Source organism: Adhaeribacter radiodurans, from assembly GCF_014075995.1.
Classification (GTDB): domain Bacteria; phylum Bacteroidota; class Bacteroidia; order Cytophagales; family Hymenobacteraceae; genus Adhaeribacter; species Adhaeribacter radiodurans.
Genome location: NZ_CP055153.1, coordinates 1,510,149 through 1,528,705, shown reverse-complemented (window position 1 = coordinate 1,528,705; position 18,557 = coordinate 1,510,149). Strand labels below are relative to the sequence as shown.

Below are 18,557 nucleotides of genomic sequence, written 5' to 3'. Positions count from 1 at the left end.
TTACTGGTGTACTTTTAAAGCTAATCATATAAAAAGGCATGCATTCAACCATCATTAAAGAGCCTAAGGCAAATAATATTATTTTGCCTGTAGCCATAATCGCTGCTATTGCATCCGGTTGGCTAACGGTTAAAGTTGGCGTGTTCATGCCTTTGGCACTGGTGGGTATAGTTATAGCATTTGCTTTTACGGCCGCCGTATTTATTCAGCCTAAAGTAGGGTTTATTGCTTATATTATTTATTGCTTTATAATAACCGCTATTCTTAGAAATTCACCTGTTGCTCCTCCCATTGGCCCTTTAATGGACGGGTTATTGTTACTTTCCTGTGTTGCAGTAGCTTTCAATAGGTACCAATACCATTGGAGCAACCTTCGAAACGGGCATTTTTTGCTTGCTTTTGTTTGGTTCCTGATAAACTTAATTGAAATAGTAAACCCAGCAGGTGCCAGCAGGATAGGCTGGCTTCAGGAAATGCGGTTTACTTCATTAAACTGGTTATTGATTGCCCTGCTCAGCGCTGTTTTATTTACGCAGAAGAAAGATTTAGACTTTTTTTTAAAGCTTGTACTGGGCTTATCTCTCCTGGCTACTTTATATGGCATGAAACAGCTGTATATTGGATTAACCGAAGGGGAGCAAAGATGGCTGGATGCAGGCGCAGACCTAACCCACATCGTTTTTGGTAAGCTACGGGTTTTTTCTTTGTTTACCGATGCCGGTCAGTTCGGGGCATCCCAGGCGCATTTGGGTTTAGTAGCCCTGGTTTTGGCCCTAGGCCCGTTTAAATGGTGGAAAAAAATAGTATTAGGCATAGCTTCGGCCATTTTGCTGTATGGTATGCTAATATCTGGCACCCGCGGTGCTTTATTTGCCCTGGTAGTAGGCGTTTTTGTGGCTTTATTCTTAAGCAAGCAAACTAAAACGTTAATTGTAGGTTGTGCACTGGCTTTAGGCAGTTTGTATATTTTAAAATACACTACTATCGGTAATTCTTATTCTTACCACATAGTAAGGCTCCGCACAGCACTTGATCCCGAGGACATATCTTTAAACGTACGGTTCAATAACCAACAAAAATTAAAAAAATACCTCGCTGATCTTCCTTTTGGCGGTGGTGTTGGCGTAAGTGGCATGAATGGCACTACCTACAATTCAGATAAGTTTCTTTCAATCATCCCGCCCGATAGTTACTGGGTAAAAGTTTGGGTAATGTACGGCGTGGTTGGTTTAGTTATCTGGTTTGGCATCATCATGTACATTCTGGGTAAATGCAGCGGCATTATCTGGAACCTAAAAGACCCCAAATTACGCATAAAATTAATAGCCCTAACGGCTGGTACCGCCGGAGTTTTCGCCTGTAGCTATGGCAATGAGGTAATAAACGGCATTCCTTCGGCCCTGATTGTTTATATCTCCTGGTCCTTCGTTTTCCTGGCTCCCAAATTAGATTCAAAAAATTAATAATATTTACTATTTTATATGTCTACCCCTTTAGTTTCTATCATTTCGGTTAACTACAACCAAGCCCGGATTACCTGCGAAATGCTGGCTTCATTGCGGCAAATTACTTATCCGAACATTGAAGTAATTGTAGTGGATAATGCCTCCCCTACCGACAAACCTGATGTAATTAAAGAACAATATCCCGAGGTAAACCTTATTCGCTCGGCAAAGAATTTAGGGTACGCCGGCGGTAACAACTTAGGCATAATTCAGGCTAAAGGAAAATATCTTTTCTTTTTAAATAACGATACCGAAGTAGAAGTTGGATTTTTAGAACCTTTAGTTAATTTTTTTGAGAAAAATCCGCAAGCAGGAATTGCTTCGCCTAAAATTAAGTTCTACGATAGCACAAACATTATTCAATATGCTGGCAGCACGGGCATTAATCCTTGGACAGGCCGTAGCAAAACCATTGGCAACCACGAGGCAGATTTAGGGCAACATAACATTTCTATTTCTACTAACCTGGCAGATGGCGCTGCTATGATGATTCCGATGGAAGTGGTAAAAAAAGTTGGATTAATGCCGGAAATTTACTTTTTGTATTATGAAGAACACGACTGGTGCGAAATGATTAAAAGAGCTGGCTACTCTTGCCACTATATCGCCGAATCAGCGATTTACCATAAAGAATCGATGTCGGTTGGTAAAATGTCGGTTCTTAAAACGTATTACCTGAATCGCAATCGTTTACTTTTTATCCGGCGCAACTTAAAAGGCAAGCAATTTTATATGAGTGCTGTATTTTTCTTTTTGCTTGCTCTGCCTAAAAATTCTTTAATGTTTGGTGTAAAGCGCCAATGGCAACATTTAAAAGCCCTTTGGTCCGGATTATTCTGGCACCTGCAACCTGTAAAGGTTCACCAAAATATTGCTTTTAAATCAGTAATATAAACCCAAAAACACCATTCTTTCCCACCTAATTATCCACCCACTCATTTAACAAATTATTCAAATGCACATCCTGGAGCCTGTTTTAAACATTTTGCTTTATGTTATAGGTGGATACGCGTTTTTCAACGTTAGTTATCTTTTATTCTTTTCACTGGCGGGGCACAAAAGTATTCGGCAAAATACCCGAACTGCTTTAACTGCCAGAAGAATGTGCGTGCTTTTTCCGGCTTATAAAGAAGATGTTGTTATTATTGAATCTGCTTTAAAAGCGAAAGCCCATTCGTACAATGGCTCATTTGATATTTGCGTGATAGCGGATAAACTAAAACCCGAAACCATTGTAACTTTAACGCGAAATGGCATTAAGGTAATAGAAGTAAATTTTGAAAAAAGTACCAAAGGCAAAGCTTTATTAACTGCTCTTAACCAGCTACCAGAAAGCAACTACGATGTGGCGGTAGTATTGGATGCCGACAACCACATGGGTAAAGAATTTTTAAAAGAAGTTAATTTAGCTTTTGAATCCGGCTATAAAGTAGTGCAAGCCCACCGTACGGCCAAAAATTTAGATACTGCCTTTGCTTTTTTAGATGCCTGCAACGAGGAAATTAACAACCATATTTTCCGGAAAGGTCATTTTGCGCTTGGCTTATCTTCTGCTCTGATTGGCTCGGGCATGGCCTTTGAATTTTCCTATTTAAAAAATTTACTGTCGAATATTGGCGAAACCGTAGGAGAAGATAAAGAAATTGACTTTAGGATTGCCCGGGACCAGGTTAAAATTTGCTACCTGGATAAAGTTTACGTTTACGACGAAAAAATTGATAATGCCGCTGTATTTACCCAACAAAGAACCCGTTGGATTGCCGCGCAATTAGAATTTTTAAAAAAATATTTTTGGCAAGGTTTTGTACAACTATTTAAGAATGGCAACGTGGAGTTTTTTAATAAAATGGTGCAGGCCATGTTAGTACCCCGGATTTTACTTTTAGGCTTATTAGGTTTCTTATTTATGTTGTCTCTTGTAGTGCCTTATGGCCCATCCGTTAGTTTCTGGGCAGTTTTATTGGGTATGGTTAGCACTGCTTTATTTATTGGTGTTCCTGGTCGTTTATATAATAAACAACTTTTCGAAGCCTTATTACGGATTCCTTACGCTTTTTTCTGCATGTGCTTGGCCTTGTTAAATACAAAAAAAACCAAAACTTCTTTCCTGGCTACCCCCCACAAAACCAAAGTAGTTTCAGCTAATTTAGACAAGTAATCAATCTAGTTAAATATAATTTAGAAAGTACCCACTCAAAGTTTCAGAGCTTCATATTCCAATTATGTTATCGTTCATTAAGTTAATTCCAGAAAAATTAAGCCGGGTAACATCCGGAAGAAAGCTGATAAAAGAAATAGATGGGCTTCGTTTTATGGCTATTCTGCCGGTACTTATCCAGCACATGGCCGAACGGTTTGAACGGAATACAACTATAAATTTTACAACTCCGCTCAGTGAAAACGGTTTTGCCTTTTTGGCTTCGAGAGGCTTTTTAGGAGTGTACCTTTTTTTCGTTATAAGCGGCTTTATTCTGGCACTTCCTTTTGCTTCCAGTAGATTAAATAATACTAAAAAAGTAAAATTATCCGATTATTACTGGCGCCGGGTAACCCGCCTGGAGCCACCGTATATTTTCTGGATAACTATCTTTTTCTTAGTGATCATATTTTACGGTCAGAGAAACTTTTTAGAATATTTACCGCATTACCTCGCTAACCTTACCTATACGCACGGTCTCATTTATAAAGAATGGTCACCAATAAATCCTCCTACCTGGACTTTAGAAATTGAGATTCAGTTTTACATTCTGGCGCCGTTTTTAACTCATTTATTTTTTTCGATTAAGAACAAAACGTTAAGAAGAGTTTGTAATTTATTTATCATTCTGGGATTAATGGTTGCCCAGCAATACCTTAAATTTTATGCAAACCCGGCTAACTTAAGTATCCTGGGCCATTTACATTACTTCTTAATTGGCTTTATGCTAGCCGATATTTACTTATGCGATTGGAGTACTAAAATTAAGAAGCAAACTATATATGATTTTACCGCTGTACTTGCTTTAGGTACCTTAATTTATATTTTTAGCTGGGAATTCAATTTTACCAACCGGATTTTAGTAGTTGCTTTGTTGTTCACCTTCTTTTATTCGGTATTTAAAGGCAATTACGTAAATAGATTTGTTTCCAACAAATGGATTATGTCCATTGGAGGCATGTGTTACACTATATACCTGATTCATTTACCTTTAGCCGAATTAATAGTTGTTTTCACAAAAAACATTCATATCACAAACTACTACAGCGTTAATTTGCTGGTACAACTTCTTATATTTTTACCTATTGTTCTTGCCCTTAGTGCTTTATTCTTTTTATTCTTCGAAAAACCATTCATGAACAAAGACTGGTCAAAGTCTTTGTTCTCCAATTTCCCCAAGTACGCAAACTCTTTGGTTCCCTTTAAATATGTTTTAGGCAGAAAAACCAAGTAATCTGGTTAATAATTTTGCATTTTTCTAATAAAACAGTTTAACAAACGAAAGAACAATATTAATATAGTGTCATTACAGAACTAAGCTATCGGCATTATTGTAGCTTTGATGTAGTATATATATGGTAAAAAAATGCCTTGGGAGATTATCATTATACCAGCCTTATTGTGCCTGCTGTTTGGGTTTAAAAGTGGCTTAGACGAACATAAAAAACAATAAAAAGATAAAGCTAGCGTGAAAGATAAAGATATTATAATGATTGGGCAACAAAGCTGGGATGTAGGCATTGGCAGCAATGCCCACAATATCGCTGCAACTTTTGCTCAAGCCAATAGAGTACTTTATGTTAATCCTCCGTTAGATATTAACTCGTTACTAAAAGGCAAGCTAAAATCCAGGCTAAAAACCATTTCCCAACTTTTATTTGGGAAAAAAGAAGCTATGGTGAAGCATTCCAAAAATTTGTGGATTTATACTCCCGGCATTCTTTGCCTTTCAAATAACTGGATAACTTCTTCTAAAATCTTCAGATTATTAAATTATTTCAACAATAAACTATTTGCTAATAGTATAGCAAAGACTATCCATAAGCTAAATTTTAAAAATTACACTCTTTTTAACGATAGCTTAATGTTTCTGGGTCTGGAACAAAAAAGACTACTCCAGCCTGTTAATTATATCTATTACGTGCGCGATTACATGGTAGCGGTTCCTTATTTTAAGAAACACGGTACCTGGGCCGAAGCCGAACTTATGGCAAAAGCAGATTTAGTTGTCACTAATTCTTTATTCCTGGCAGAATACGCCTCTCAATTTAATCCTAAAAGTTATGATGTAGGTCAAGGTTGCGAATTAAATTTTTTTAATCCAGAGGTAGAAACAAAAATACCAGCCGACTTAGTAGACTTGCCACAACCCATAATTGGTTACGTGGGGAATCTTACGGCCAGCCGCTTAGATATAAATCTCTTAGAGCAACTGAGTACTGCCCAACCAAATTGGACAATTGCATTAGTAGGATTTGAAGACGAGCATTTTAAAGCTAGTCGCTTGCACAAACTTGCGAATGTACACTTTTTAGGCGCAAAAGCACCAGCAGAACTACCATCCTACATTCAACATTTTGATGTGTGTATTAATCCGCAAGCAGTAAATGAGATTACTATTGGCAATTATCCGCGCAAAATAGATGAGTACTTGGCAATGGGAAAACCAGTAGTTGCTACTAAAACTAAAGCCATGCACATGTTTGAAGACCATACTTACTTAGGTTCTTCGGCAATAGAATACATTAGTTTAATACAAAAAGCTTTATCTGAAAATTCATTTAACAAAGCCGAGGCAAGAATAGCCTTTGCAAAAAGTCATACTTGGGAAGCTTCGGTGCAAGCAATATATAATCTTTTAATCCAACTGGAACAAAAGGATAAAGAACTGTCCGTTAAGGAAAATGCGCAACCGGCACTTTCTTATTAATTAGTAGAAAAAACTACTTAATCTGAGCTCAAAACTAAAAGCTTCATAGCAGACCTTTCAATTACCCATATGAGTTTTATTCAATCTATAAAAAATAATCCAAAGCTTAAAAATTTAGCGCTTTGGTTGCTTATTCCTCAAAATCAAGCCAGACCGCGCTTATGGGTTAAACTGTTTCTCAATCCTTTTAAACATAATAAAGGCAAAGGGGCAACGATTAGAAGAAATACCCGGATGGATGTATTGCCTTTTAACAACTTTTCAATTGGCCAGAACTCAACTGTTGAAGATTTTTCTACAGTTAATAATGGCATGGGCGATGTACTAATTGGCCGAAATAGCCGGGTAGGTATATCTAACGTAATAATTGGCCCAGTTGCAATAGGCAACTATGTTATACTGGCTCAAAATGTAGTTATATCGGGTTTAAACCATGGCTATGAAGATATAACTATTCCGATTGACCTGCAGCAGTGTACGACCAAAGCCATCACGATTGAAGATGAGTGCTGGGTGGGGGCTAATGTAGTAATAACGGCGGGGGTTAGGCTAGGAAAACACTCGGTGGTGGCAGCCGGTAGCGTCGTTACCAAAAACGTTCCACCTTATTCTATTGTGGCTGGTAATCCGGCCAGAGTTATTAAACAATACAGCCACGAAACAAAACAGTGGGAAAGAACAAACATATTAGCTACCATATAGAACATCTTTACAATTATTCTTTATGAGAATTTTTAATAATCCAGGCTGGATAAATCAATTTGAATATCCTTACGAGAAATTTGAAGATATTCCGCAAAGTTTATTTGATAAAATTAATACTGATTTAAATCGGGTACAAAGCCAGCAACCTGTAGTAAGTGTAGTTATTACTGCCTGGAATGAAGAAGTAAACATTCTGCGTTGTGTAGCGAGTCTCTCCCGGATGAAAACCAAACATCCTTTTGAAATTATTGTGGTAAACAATAATTCTACGGATAGAACGCAAGATACAATCGATAAATTAAGTATAAAATCCTATATCGAAAGAGTTCAGGGCGCTGGTCCGGCCCGGCAGTTGGGTCATGAAAAAGCTACCGGCAAATACATTTTAACAGCCGACGCCGATTGCTTTTATCCTGCCTGCTGGATAGATGAAATGATGCAGGTTTTACAACAACCAGATGTGGTATGTGTGTACGGACGGTATTCTTTCATCAGCGAACCCAGCTTTCCTCGTTGGAAACTAGCCATTCTGGAGTCCATGAAAGATATCATTGCAGAAGTACGTCATATCAACCGACCGTATTTTAATGCTTTTGGAATCAGCATGGGCTACGTAAGAGAATATGGATTAAAAATAGGGTTTATTAAAATAAACCGGCGCGGTGAAGATGGCCAGCTTTGCCTAGATTTAATGAAATACGGTAAAGTAAAACAAGTACGCTCAAACGCTGCCCGGGCCTGGACCGGAATACGCACTTTACAACGTAGTGGCAACTTTTTTCAAGCTTTAAGCACACGTATCGGGCACGAATTAAGTCGGTTCTTTAACAATTTTCACTCTCGCTTACCGGAAGAGAAAGAAGCTTCTAAAAATGCTTAATGGTAAATCGAATGACAAGTACTAACTATTATTTCCCGGAAGTTACCTTACTGGTTACGCATTATAACCGGAGTAATTCTCTTGAAAATCTACTTCATCAATTCCAGGATCTTAATATATCTTTTCATGAGATAATAGTTTCTGATGATGGCAGTAAGCCTGAGCATTTACATAAAATTAAAGATTTACAATCAAACTTTGATTTTCGGTTAGTTACTACTCCCCAGAACAAAGGGTTAGGTAATAATATAAACAAAGGACAAGCGCAGGTAATGAGCCCATATACCTTATACGTGCAAGAAGATTTTTTACCAAAACCGGCCTTTGCCCAGCACTTCCGGGATGCATTGGATTTTATGCAGGCTGATGCTGATTTAGATATTGTCCGGTTTTATGCCTATTTCAGCTATCCAACTCTTAAACCGTTTAAGAAAGGCTTTTCCGAAATGGTTTTGAGCCCTTGGTCTTTAAATCATTTAAAATTTTATTACTACAGCGACCATCCGCATTTAAGAAGAACTTCTTTTTCGGAGAAATTCGGCCCTTATGCTGAAGGGGTAAACGGCGACCTTACCGAATACCGGATGTGTATTTCTTTTATTCAGAACAAAGGCAAAGGGCTCTTTTTTAACAATTTTACGGAGTTGTTCGACCAGGTAAACACCAGCCAGGAACCAAGTACGGCCACCTTCCGGAGTGCCTGGAAGCAAGAAAGCAACAGCATCGTTCGTTTAATGCGGTTAGTTTACCTGCGGTATAAATTTTTAAAATTCCGGTGGGATGTAGCTTTCCTGAAGCTGCCTTCTTACAGATAAATCAAATTCTTTAACAACAATTAACGCAATCTATTATTCCAGTATGATGCCTATTACCCAAACTTTTGAAGAAGTTACTTTACTGATAACGCATTATAACCGGAGCAACTCTCTTGAAAGATTACTGCGGACTTTTAAACAGCAGAATTGTTCTTTTCAGGATATTGTTGTTTCTGATGATGGCAGTAAAACCGCACATCTGGATAAGTTAAAAGAATTACAAGTTGTTTATCCTTTCCGGCTTATTACTACCGATAAAAACCAAGGCCTTGGTAACAACATCAACAAAGGTCAGGATGCGGTAAAAACTCCATATACTTTATACATCCAAGAAGATTTTGTTCCAAAGCCCATTTTTATAAATACGCTTCGGAATGCCTTGGGCTTTATGGAAGAAAAGAACGAACTGGATATGGTTCGTTTTTACGCTTACTTTAAATATCCTTACCTGAAACCATTAAAAAATGGCTTTTCGGAAATGCTTTTTAGCCCTTGGCCTTGGTACTGGGGTTACCAGAAGTTTTATTATTACAGCGATCATCCACACCTGCGCCGTAATAATTTCCTGGAAAAATTTGGCCGTTACCCCGAAGGATTAAAAGGAGACGTAACCGAATACCGGATGATGATGTCTTTTATACAGAAAAAAGGGAAAGCCTTATTTTACGAAGATTTTCAAGGCTTATTTGATCAGGAAAACTCATTCGCAGAACCCAGCACCATGAAAAGAAATTATTGGCGCGAAAGTGAACAACCATTAGTTACCGCAGCCCGGCATTTGTACCGGCATTTACGGTTTAACTTAGATTTTCATTTTTCCCGGTTTGCTTAAATCAGAACGCATTTTGGGTTAACTCAAAAAGGTATTTTTAAATAATTCACCCAAACGAGCAACGCCAATTCAAAAAGTTTACAATACCATTACCCATCTACTCGCATTTCCTTATTCATTCACTTTTATGCAAGGTATTCTCAAAAAATTCAGCAACATGCACTTTTTATCGTTGCTGGGTAATGGCAGTATGTCGATAATAAACATGGTTACAGTAGCCTTACTTTATCGTTCTTTGCCAATTGCAGATAATGGGATTTGGATTTTATACCAGACAGTAACATTGTTTATAGATACTTTCCGGCACGGCATTCTAAATACTGCCTTCATTAAATTTTATGCGGGTGCTGCTAAAGCCCGCGCCGAAGAAGTTATAGGTTCTACCTGGTCTATTGCCGTAACTATTTCGGGTTTCTTTATTCTGCTAAACATTCCCATGTTTTTCTTAATTAGCTATGTTCAGGATAAGGCCATTGTTCTTTTTATAAAATACTTAGCGATAAACCTGATTTTTAGTTTGCCAAGCTTAGTAGCCATTTGTATTGCGCAGGGCGAATTACGCTTCGACCGACTCCTTTACCTTCGGGTGTCGAATAATGGTTTATTTTTACTTTTCTTGTTGGTTTTATTTTTAGTAAATCAGGCAACCCTGCAAAACATAGTTTACGCTAATTTATTAGCTATTTTATCGGCCAGTTTAATTGCTTTGTTTGCCGGTTGGACCAAAATCCAATTCTTCTCTAAAAGCAGCACAGCCTGCGTGAAAGAAATTGTTCATTTTGGCAAATTTACTGTAGGTACTTTCATCAGTTCGAGCTTATTTAAAATTACAGATACTTTTATTATAAATTTTTTACTGGGACCAGCCGCTCTGGCAATTTATAGTCTGGGGCAACGATTAATGGAAATTGTAGAAATACCATTGCGCAGCTTTGTTGCTACTGCCATGCCATCTATGTCTGCAGCCTACAACCGGGGAGAGAAAACAGAAGTTATCTACATTATGCAAAAATATATTGGCATGATTACTTTGCTTTTGATTCCGGTATTATTAGGTGCATTCGCTTTCTCAGATTTAGCTATTGGCCTGATTGGCGGAGGAAAATACGTTGGCACCGAAGCCGCTAATGTATTTCGTTTGTTCATGACCTTTGCTTTACTTTTCCCAGCCGATAGATTCTTTGCTATTGGTTTAGATGTAATAAATAAACCAAACATTAATTTCCAGAAAGTTTTAGTAATGTTGGTGATTAACCTGGTAACCGATTTTGTAGGAATTTATATTTTCGGTAATGTTTACGGTATTACTATTGCTACTTTATTCCCTACCCTTTTTGCCGTTATAATTGGGTATAAAGCAATGCAGAAGCATTATATCAGTTTTAACTTCTGGGATGCTTATCAGGTTGGATTTAATGAGTTAAAGTCATTAATCCGGTTTACTCTGTTTAAAAAACAAGAAACTTTCCAAAATCATTAATCCAGAAGGTGTACCGTACAAATCAGAACATGTACGGTACACCTTTTTTAAAAAATAAATTTTTAGCAAGAATTAGGTACAGCCCTGGTTAGATTGATTACTTAGTTAATATAACTTTTTGAGTTAAAACTTTAGCACCGGTATTTAATAGAACAATGTACATTCCAGGGGCTATCCCTTCCGCATTAAAAGTTACATGTTTCGTAACTCCTGCTTCGGTCTTTCCTGTAAATAATTGCCGTACCAGCTTACCTTGGGCATTATACAACCCTACAGTAGTTTCACCAGTTTCTTCCGGATTGTATTGAATATTTAGTTGTTTCTTAAATGGGTTAGGATAAGTAATGAAGGAAGCGGCCTGTTCCGCTGAATGGTTATTACTTGAATCAACAACTAATCTACTAGTTTGAGAATTACTACTTTCTGCCCCACTTGGTTTGAAAGGAGAAAGGCGACTACCTGAAATAGGTGCCTCAACCACTCCGTTGGGTAATTGCCAGGAAACGGAAATATAATCTTTGCCCGTAGCTTCTTTGTGCAAAGCCTCTACGTAATAACGTTTACCAGCTATTAAATTTATCTTTGCTGATTTTTGTGAAGCAAACTTATCCCATTGCCGGAAAGTGGTATAACTTTTAAATTCAGCAATTTTCTTTTTATTAGCTGGGTTATCATCGGTACTAAGCCAAAGTTCTCCGCTATCGTCGCCGGCAATCCTAAAAGTATATGCCCCGCTCTGAGGCGGGCAAATATAACCCCGAATGCGGGCGCCGTAATTATCCTGGCTATTACCTTGGCTTTCAAACTGCTTTAACTGAACAGAACTGGTAGGCGTTTTTTGTACCGGAACAGCAGTAATTAACTTACCTGCTATCCCACTCCATTGTTCTTTCAGAATGGTTCCGGAAGCGGTGCAATTATTAATAGGCTCAGGCACTACAAATACTGGCGTTTCGGTAACTACAATTTCTACTTTACCATTCTTCGGATATATTTTTTGCTTCTCCATGGCATCCTGCCCAATTTTTGGTCGGTACACGTAAGCAAAAGGAGATTTACCTATGTCTAAAAAATAATCCGTAGTTCTGTCAACCTCATTCGGTACTACTAAAGCGTAAGCCGATTGCCCGTTTAATTCATATCGGTCTACAATTGGATCGTTCAATAATGTTTCTTTATACGTGTATTCACCAAACTGCTTTTTAACCTGATATATATAATCGGCGGCTGGTCGGCGGGTTTTATTATTATTCACTAAGCCCATGGAGCTAAATTGCATTGGGTTAGCTGGGTCCGTAGGATCATACATAATAAAGAAGAAAGTTTTATCAATCCCCATCCGGGCATAAAGTAAAGATGATCTTAAAATCCAATCGGCTTGGGTTGCTAAAACGCTTTTTTTACCAACTGCCACCGCTTTTAACGGACTAGCCTGATTAAAATCGTACCCTAATTCGGTTATCCAAACAGGCATATCTTTGGTGTACTCGTGCGCCATTTGCACAAAATCTGCGGCCACTTTACCTGCTTCCGAAACCTCTGGGGCAGCCCCCCGGGATGGACTTTCTCCTTGTAATGTTTGGGCATCGGTAGCATACAAATGGTAATTTAATACATCCCAGCATAAATTAACCGAACCATCCGGATTATATCCTCTGAACTCCTTACACCAGTCAATCATGCCTTTTACATAATCAATACTCGGGAGCGCCAAACCACCCATTACCACTTTCATGTTGGGGTCGGCATTTTTTACGCCTACCCCCGGCCCCATGGTATTTTTGTGCCCATCGTAAAAAGCTGATAAATTAGCCGCATACTCCCGGGCTGTTTGGTAAGCTTTCCGGCCTTTCCACCATTTATCGCGCTCGTTATCGCACTCTATGTACTTAATCAAATCCAGGCCAATTTTTACCGTATTAATGCCATCGTTTGTCCATCTTTGATTTTTATTAACACTCAACAAAGCCGGGTTAACCTTTTTGTTACTACCATAACGAGCCGCAAACTGAAAAGCCACTTTTGCTTGTTCAATATAAGATTTAGGGTCAGAAAAATTTTTACCATACTTCACAGGCACATTTTCATCGTCGCGCTCTTTCTCCGGGTAAGTGGCCATCATCCAGTGGGGCAATGTCTTTAAACAAGCTAAAACTTCTATCTTTTCGGCTTTACATCTTTCGTATATGGCATCGTAGTTCCAGCCACCGCTGTGCGCAGGATTGTAAGTATAACTGCCTTCTTTTGATTCCAGCCTTTCCCAATCCAGATAATGCCGGATGCCCGAAAAGCCTTTTACCAATTTCATTCGGGTTTCATCTATTATTACCGGATTATTTGGTTCTAAAAAATCCCACTCAAAAGCATTTACCCCAAATGCATCTTTTAACTTTATTTCTTTTTTAGGAGCTAAGGTTACAGGAGCAATAGTACCCGATGTTGTTTTATAGGTACCATATATTTCTATTTCCGTTGGATAAGCCCAGGAAGTTGTTATAACCAAATACTTAATATTTTTTAAAGGAGTCTGTAATTTAAAATTTTCCGGATTACTTGGGTTGGGGCCTACCCACGTGTTGTATTTTTCGCCCAGGAAAGTGGCGATGGGAATGCGTTTCCAATCGTTTGTAATAACGGATAAAGTCATGGGGTTATCTTTGTTATGCCCTTCACCGTCGTAGAATTTAATACTTTGAATAACAAGTTCTTCTCCTTTTAAAATTGGGTAATAAGAATCATAAGTATTCAGAATTTTACTCCAACCCGTTTCTATTCTTTTATCAGTTTTACCATCAAACAATGCTACTAAGCTATTACTCGTATTATTTAACTGGTACCAACGGCGGGAATCAATCGGGATTTTGCCCGTTAATGAAGTAATTGCTGGTTGCACCACTTGTTCGCGGGTTACATTTTGGGCGGCAATGTAATTTGTACTCCCGGCTTGCGAAGCAGTAATTTTTGCTACTCCTGGTGCCAGAACCGTAGCTTTCCAGGTGCCACCTACATTAGAAACAGTTACAACACTTGGATTAGTAGAAGTAAATATTATTGGGGTTCGCGGGTTATTGCTTGTAGCTAATAAGTCGAAAGGAGCCCCTCCAACCCTTTTAGAAGCAAGTGCCGGGAAATTAATAATAGATTGAATTTTGGAAGCCGGTAACCCGAATACTTTTATTTTTTGCGGAATATTATTGTTGTATTTGCGAATAATAATGGCATCGGCCCAGGTTGGTTCTTTTAACAATAAGTCCACAAAGCTTAAGTAAGCCTCTCCTTTAAATAAGCCCAAAAACACTTTTTGTTTCCCATTAAGCGCGTACACTTCGGCCGGCTTAGCAGTAAATACGCCTTCGTGGTCGTAGAAAGACAATTTTTTAATTTTACTTCTTTTCTCTAGTTTAAGCGTTACATCCACGTATTTTAAATTGGCGGGCAACCAACTGCTTTTCACCAGATGCTGCAGGTTATCATCTAACCAGGGCGAATAATCCAGGCCAGTATCTTCGGTAGTTGTAATAGAAGTAAATCGGATTCTTTCCTCTTGTTGCGCAAAGCTCAATAAGCTAATTAATATTAGTACAATGGTGAAAAAAGGAACTCTCATAAGGCAGGCATCAATAAGGTTCGTTAAAACCTTTAAACACATAAGGTATTTACTAAGGGTGTAGGGTATGGCTAAATATTTGTACTATTTTTTTTAAATTAATTATAGCGTTTAAATATAGCGCTGCTGCATTGTTAAGAATTAAATAAAAATAATACAAAACAGATCAACTAATCACTTCAGCTTTCTACTTTAAATTAATATAAATTAAATAAAATATATTAATAATAAAATATTATTCCATCAGTTTACGAAATAATTCTCATAAACAACTTAGGGTTTCTCAAAAGCTACAAATACGAAGTAAATTTCTCTACAATCTTTATTTTTCGTCTTAAGGCAAGCTATTTTATTGGAGTCTGGCGGGATTTGTATATAACTCTTCCAAATAAAATAAATCATATTGCTGTATTTCGCATAACAAGAAATTTACTGCTTCTATCTTTAGTTAGTTAAAGCAAACCGATTTAATTTTTCTAAGTTCATGCTAATATTTTTTACTATTTGTTTTTGGTTAAGTCTGGGCATATTATTTTACTCCTACTTCGGGTATGGTTTAGTTTTATTTGGTTTAGTTAAAGCCAAAAGAATTTTTAAACCCACGGTTCCTTATTTTACTGACTCAGAAGAATTGTTACCAGACGTAACCGTTGTAGTAGCCGCTTATAACGAAGAAGATTATATTACAGAAAAAATTGAAAATACGCTGGCTTTACAGTATCCATCAGAAAAGCTAAAGCTGCTCGTAGTAACCGATGGTTCCTCAGACCAAACACCGAATTTAGTAAAAAAATACCCTCAAGTTACTTTATTACACCAACCCGAACGAAAAGGGAAAATTGCGGCCGTAGAAAGAGCGATGCCTTACGTTAGTACCGGAATTGTTGTATTTACCGATGCCAACACCATGCTTAACCAAGAGGCTATTGTAAAATTGGTGCGGCATTACCAAGACGAAAAAGTAGGAGCTGTTGCCGGGGAGAAACGCATTTTAGTAAAAGAAAAAGATGCTGCCCATGGCGCCGGCGAAGGCATTTACTGGAAGTATGAATCTGCGTTAAAAAAGTGGGATTCCGAACTTTATACCGTTGTAGGAGCTGCCGGAGAACTGTTTTCTATCCGTACCAAACTTTTTGAGCCAGTACCCCACGACACGCTTATTGAGGATTTTTATATGACCTTACGCATCGCCCAGAAAGGCCATAAAGTGCGCTACGAACCCGAAGCTTATGCCTTAGAAGGTCCATCGGCCTCCGTAGGCGAAGAATTGAAACGTAAAATTAGAATTGCCGCGGGTGGCATTCAAGCTGTTGTACGCTTAAGCTCTTTGTTGAATTTGGCGAAGTATGGCTTACTAAGTTTTCAATATATCTCGCACCGGGTTTTAAGGTGGACCCTGGCTCCGCTTGCTCTTTTAATGCTATTAATCAGCAATATAGTTTTAGTTAAAATAAGCTATAATCCGTTTTTTCAGTTGGTGTTGGTGCTTCAACTGTTCTTTTATTTGGCAGCTTTGTTAGGCAAAATTTGTGAAACCCGTAAATTAAAGATAAAAGCATTTTTTGTCCCTTATTACTTTTTAATAATGAACTATGCCGTGTATTTGGGATTTGCCCGGTTTTTAAAAGGGTCGCAATCGGTGCTTTGGGAAAAAGCGAAGAGAGGGTAAGCTTAGAATCTTAATAATTATAAAATCTATATTTCTTTCGTTATAAGTAGTACAACATCAATTTACTTTATAGAAGTACTCTGTTTAGTAACTCAAGTTAGTTCCAAGGATTATTGAGTAACTAAACCAAGTACTAAGCTATTTTAAATAGAATAAAGAATTTTTAATAAAACCATTCTATTTAAATCATTCTTCCATTATTAAGTAAGCAGTTATTTGTTAATAATCAGAAGTTATTTATTAAAACTACTTTCGATTTAATTATCACTGGGTTTAAAAAGAAGTAACACTGCTTTCAACGGAATGCCTACTAATCCTCTTTCAAGATATTTCAATCTTTCTTCATTTCTGCAAATTTCTTGTTTTATTATAGCTAATCTTCTTTCTACAGTATCCATCTCTTCCATATTCTTTAATAATAGAGCCCTTTCTGTTTGCAAAGATTTAAGCAGGCGCTTAGCTTGTAGATAAAGTCTGATATTAATAAAAGTAATTAAAAGAATAATAACAACCAGAGTTGTTATACCGAAAATTAGAGGATAAGAGTTCTGCATTCGTAAATAAATATATGAAATACCATATACAAATAAAGAACCAGAATATATATTATTATATATATAATAAATTAAATTTTTAAAGGATAGCTAAGTTTTTAAAAATCAGCGCGAAATTTATTAAGTATAAAACTTTAAAATTTTTAAAAGTAAGTAAAGAATATGTTATTACGGAAGTGCTATGTGTATGTAGGAACTTAGCCTATTTTTAAAATGAAGCATAAAAAAAGCCCCAGAAAAATCCGGGGCTTTTTATTTTCGTGGTGATGATTGGAATCGAACCAACGACACAAGGATTTTCAGTCCTTTGCTCTACCTCCTAAAAGCTGTTTTTAAGCTAAAAGGAGCATGTTTTAGTAGAGATTAACCTAAGTGAGTCAGTAGGTGAGGCAGTAACCTTATAAGACTGCTTATGTACACTGACCCACAGATCCACAATCCTAAGGATGTAGCTCAAAGAAGTTATATCCTCTTCTATTACAATGGCAAACGCTGTCGTTATTACAATGGGAAAGCTCTAAACATTTCCTGCTTTCCCAATAATGCTAAAACCTATAGTGAACGTGAACGCCTGTTAAAACAACTACAAAGGGAGTATTCACGAGCCCTGTTGAAAGGCTGGTCGCCTGAGACTAAAGAGGCAGAGTCACTACCTAAGCCTAAACAACCCTCTTTTATTGAACTATTACACAGGGTTACTAAAGAGATAGATAATAGTTCTTATAGCAAGACTTATAAACGTGATATAAGGAGCGTTGCTGAACAGTTCACACAGTTCCTTGAAAAGAGTAAAAGAGAAAATGTATTACCAAACCAAGTTACATCTGCTGATGTGGAGCGATTTCTACAACAGTTCTCTTCTTCAGGAACATACTACCAAAATAAGAGAAGAACATTTGCTGCATTGTTCTCCAAGTTGGTTAATCAGGGATACTGCCAATCTAATCCTGTATTTGCTACAACAAAGCGTAAAGCAAAGGCAGTGCTTCATCAGGCGTATACCACTGAACAACTGTCCCTGGTGCTACCTTATCTTAAAAAGCATTATCATAACCTATTTCTTTGCGCATTACTAATGTATGGCACGCTTCTTCGCCCTCATCAAGAGATTAGGTTGCTTAAACGTAAGCATTTCGATGAATATTTCTCTCGCTTTATACTAGCAGGTGATGAGAATAAAGGAGGCAGAATAAGAAGTTTACCAGTTCCAGAGTTTGTTAAACAAGAGCTTCTAAACAGGAAGATACATGAGCTATTACCAGAACAGTACATCTTTACTGGTAATTCCTTGCCCTTTAATGATTCTTACTTTAACACAGTGTGGTCCAGGGCAAAAGTAAGAATGCTACAATTAGAGCTAATTGGGCCTAACCAAACCTTGTATAGCTTTCGTCATGCTGCTTCAGTAAATGTGTTCGAACGTTCTCAGAATCTCAAGTTGCTTCAGCAGTTGCTTGACCATTCTAGTATGACTACTACCTTAACCTATTTGCGAAGTATTGGGGTAATACAATTAGAGAACTCAGTAATGCCTGAACTTGGATTAATATGAGGTAATGAGTTAAAAGATGTATCATTTAAATCAGTACCTTGTCTGATTACT

Annotated in this window: 14 protein-coding genes and 1 tRNA gene; 12 read left to right on the top strand and 3 right to left on the bottom strand. The window is 37.5% G+C overall.

Going from position 1 to position 18,557, the window contains the following annotated elements; genetic code table 11:
- Window positions 1-38: 38 nt before the first annotated feature.
- The 10 genes from HUW48_RS06470 (at window position 39) to HUW48_RS06425 (ending at window position 11,124) form a co-directional block, all read left to right on the top strand.
- Window positions 39-1,463 (top strand): O-antigen ligase family protein, encoded by a 1,425-nt coding sequence (locus tag HUW48_RS06470; protein ID WP_182414904.1) that lies wholly within the window; start codon window positions 39-41, stop codon window positions 1,461-1,463.
- Window positions 1,464-1,481: 18 nt separating this feature from the next.
- Window positions 1,482-2,399 (top strand): glycosyltransferase family 2 protein, encoded by a 918-nt coding sequence (locus tag HUW48_RS06465; protein ID WP_182414903.1) that lies wholly within the window; start codon window positions 1,482-1,484, stop codon window positions 2,397-2,399.
- 61 nt (window positions 2,400-2,460) lie between these two features.
- Complete coding sequence (locus tag HUW48_RS06460; protein WP_182414902.1) at window positions 2,461-3,663, top strand: glycosyltransferase family 2 protein; 1,203 nt, start codon at window positions 2,461-2,463, stop codon at window positions 3,661-3,663.
- Between the two features lie 64 nt (window positions 3,664-3,727).
- Window positions 3,728-4,936: an acyltransferase family protein gene (locus tag HUW48_RS06455; protein ID WP_182414901.1), complete on the top strand. Its 1,209-nt coding sequence runs from the start codon at window positions 3,728-3,730 to the stop codon at window positions 4,934-4,936.
- A gap of 234 nt (window positions 4,937-5,170) precedes the next feature.
- Window positions 5,171-6,412 carry a glycosyltransferase gene (locus tag HUW48_RS06450; protein ID WP_246343718.1) on the top strand — a complete coding sequence of 414 codons (1,242 nt, stop codon included), beginning with the start codon at window positions 5,171-5,173 and terminating at the stop codon, window positions 6,410-6,412.
- 69 nt (window positions 6,413-6,481) lie between these two features.
- Complete coding sequence (locus tag HUW48_RS06445; RefSeq protein WP_182414900.1) at window positions 6,482-7,114, top strand: acyltransferase; 633 nt, start codon at window positions 6,482-6,484, stop codon at window positions 7,112-7,114.
- A gap of 22 nt (window positions 7,115-7,136) precedes the next feature.
- On the top strand, window positions 7,137-7,997 hold the full coding sequence (locus HUW48_RS06440) for a glycosyltransferase family 2 protein (protein WP_182414899.1): 861 nt from the start codon (window positions 7,137-7,139) through the stop codon (window positions 7,995-7,997).
- A gap of 11 nt (window positions 7,998-8,008) precedes the next feature.
- Window positions 8,009-8,812: a glycosyltransferase gene (locus tag HUW48_RS06435; RefSeq protein ID WP_182414898.1), complete on the top strand. Its 804-nt coding sequence runs from the start codon at window positions 8,009-8,011 to the stop codon at window positions 8,810-8,812.
- Window positions 8,813-8,855: 43 nt separating this feature from the next.
- Window positions 8,856-9,644 carry a glycosyltransferase family 2 protein gene (locus tag HUW48_RS06430; RefSeq protein ID WP_317173766.1) on the top strand — a complete coding sequence of 263 codons (789 nt, stop codon included), beginning with the start codon at window positions 8,856-8,858 and terminating at the stop codon, window positions 9,642-9,644.
- A gap of 127 nt (window positions 9,645-9,771) precedes the next feature.
- On the top strand, window positions 9,772-11,124 hold the full coding sequence (locus HUW48_RS06425) for a lipopolysaccharide biosynthesis protein (RefSeq protein ID WP_182414897.1): 1,353 nt from the start codon (window positions 9,772-9,774) through the stop codon (window positions 11,122-11,124).
- Window positions 11,125-11,221: 97 nt separating this feature from the next.
- On the opposite strand, the gene HUW48_RS06420 is transcribed toward HUW48_RS06425, so the two are convergent.
- Window positions 11,222-14,731, bottom strand: coding sequence for a PA14 domain-containing protein (locus HUW48_RS06420; protein WP_182414896.1), 3,510 nt, complete (start codon window positions 14,729-14,731; stop codon window positions 11,222-11,224).
- Between the two features lie 484 nt (window positions 14,732-15,215).
- Between HUW48_RS06420 and HUW48_RS06415 the strand changes: the two genes are divergently transcribed.
- The gene (locus tag HUW48_RS06415; RefSeq protein WP_182414895.1) at window positions 15,216-16,400 is read left to right on the top strand and encodes a glycosyltransferase family 2 protein; all 1,185 of its coding nucleotides are present in this window, start codon (window positions 15,216-15,218) and stop codon (window positions 16,398-16,400) included.
- 257 nt (window positions 16,401-16,657) lie between these two features.
- On the opposite strand, the gene HUW48_RS06410 is transcribed toward HUW48_RS06415, so the two are convergent.
- Complete coding sequence (locus HUW48_RS06410; RefSeq protein WP_182414894.1) at window positions 16,658-16,954, bottom strand: DUF4349 domain-containing protein; 297 nt, start codon at window positions 16,952-16,954, stop codon at window positions 16,658-16,660.
- Between the two features lie 261 nt (window positions 16,955-17,215).
- Window positions 17,216-17,282 (bottom strand) — tRNA-Phe (locus HUW48_RS06405).
- Window positions 17,283-17,366: 84 nt separating this feature from the next.
- Here HUW48_RS06405 and HUW48_RS06400 point away from each other — a divergent pair.
- The gene (locus HUW48_RS06400; RefSeq protein ID WP_182414893.1) at window positions 17,367-18,506 is read left to right on the top strand and encodes a tyrosine-type recombinase/integrase; all 1,140 of its coding nucleotides are present in this window, start codon (window positions 17,367-17,369) and stop codon (window positions 18,504-18,506) included.
- Window positions 18,507-18,557 lie beyond the last annotated feature (51 nt).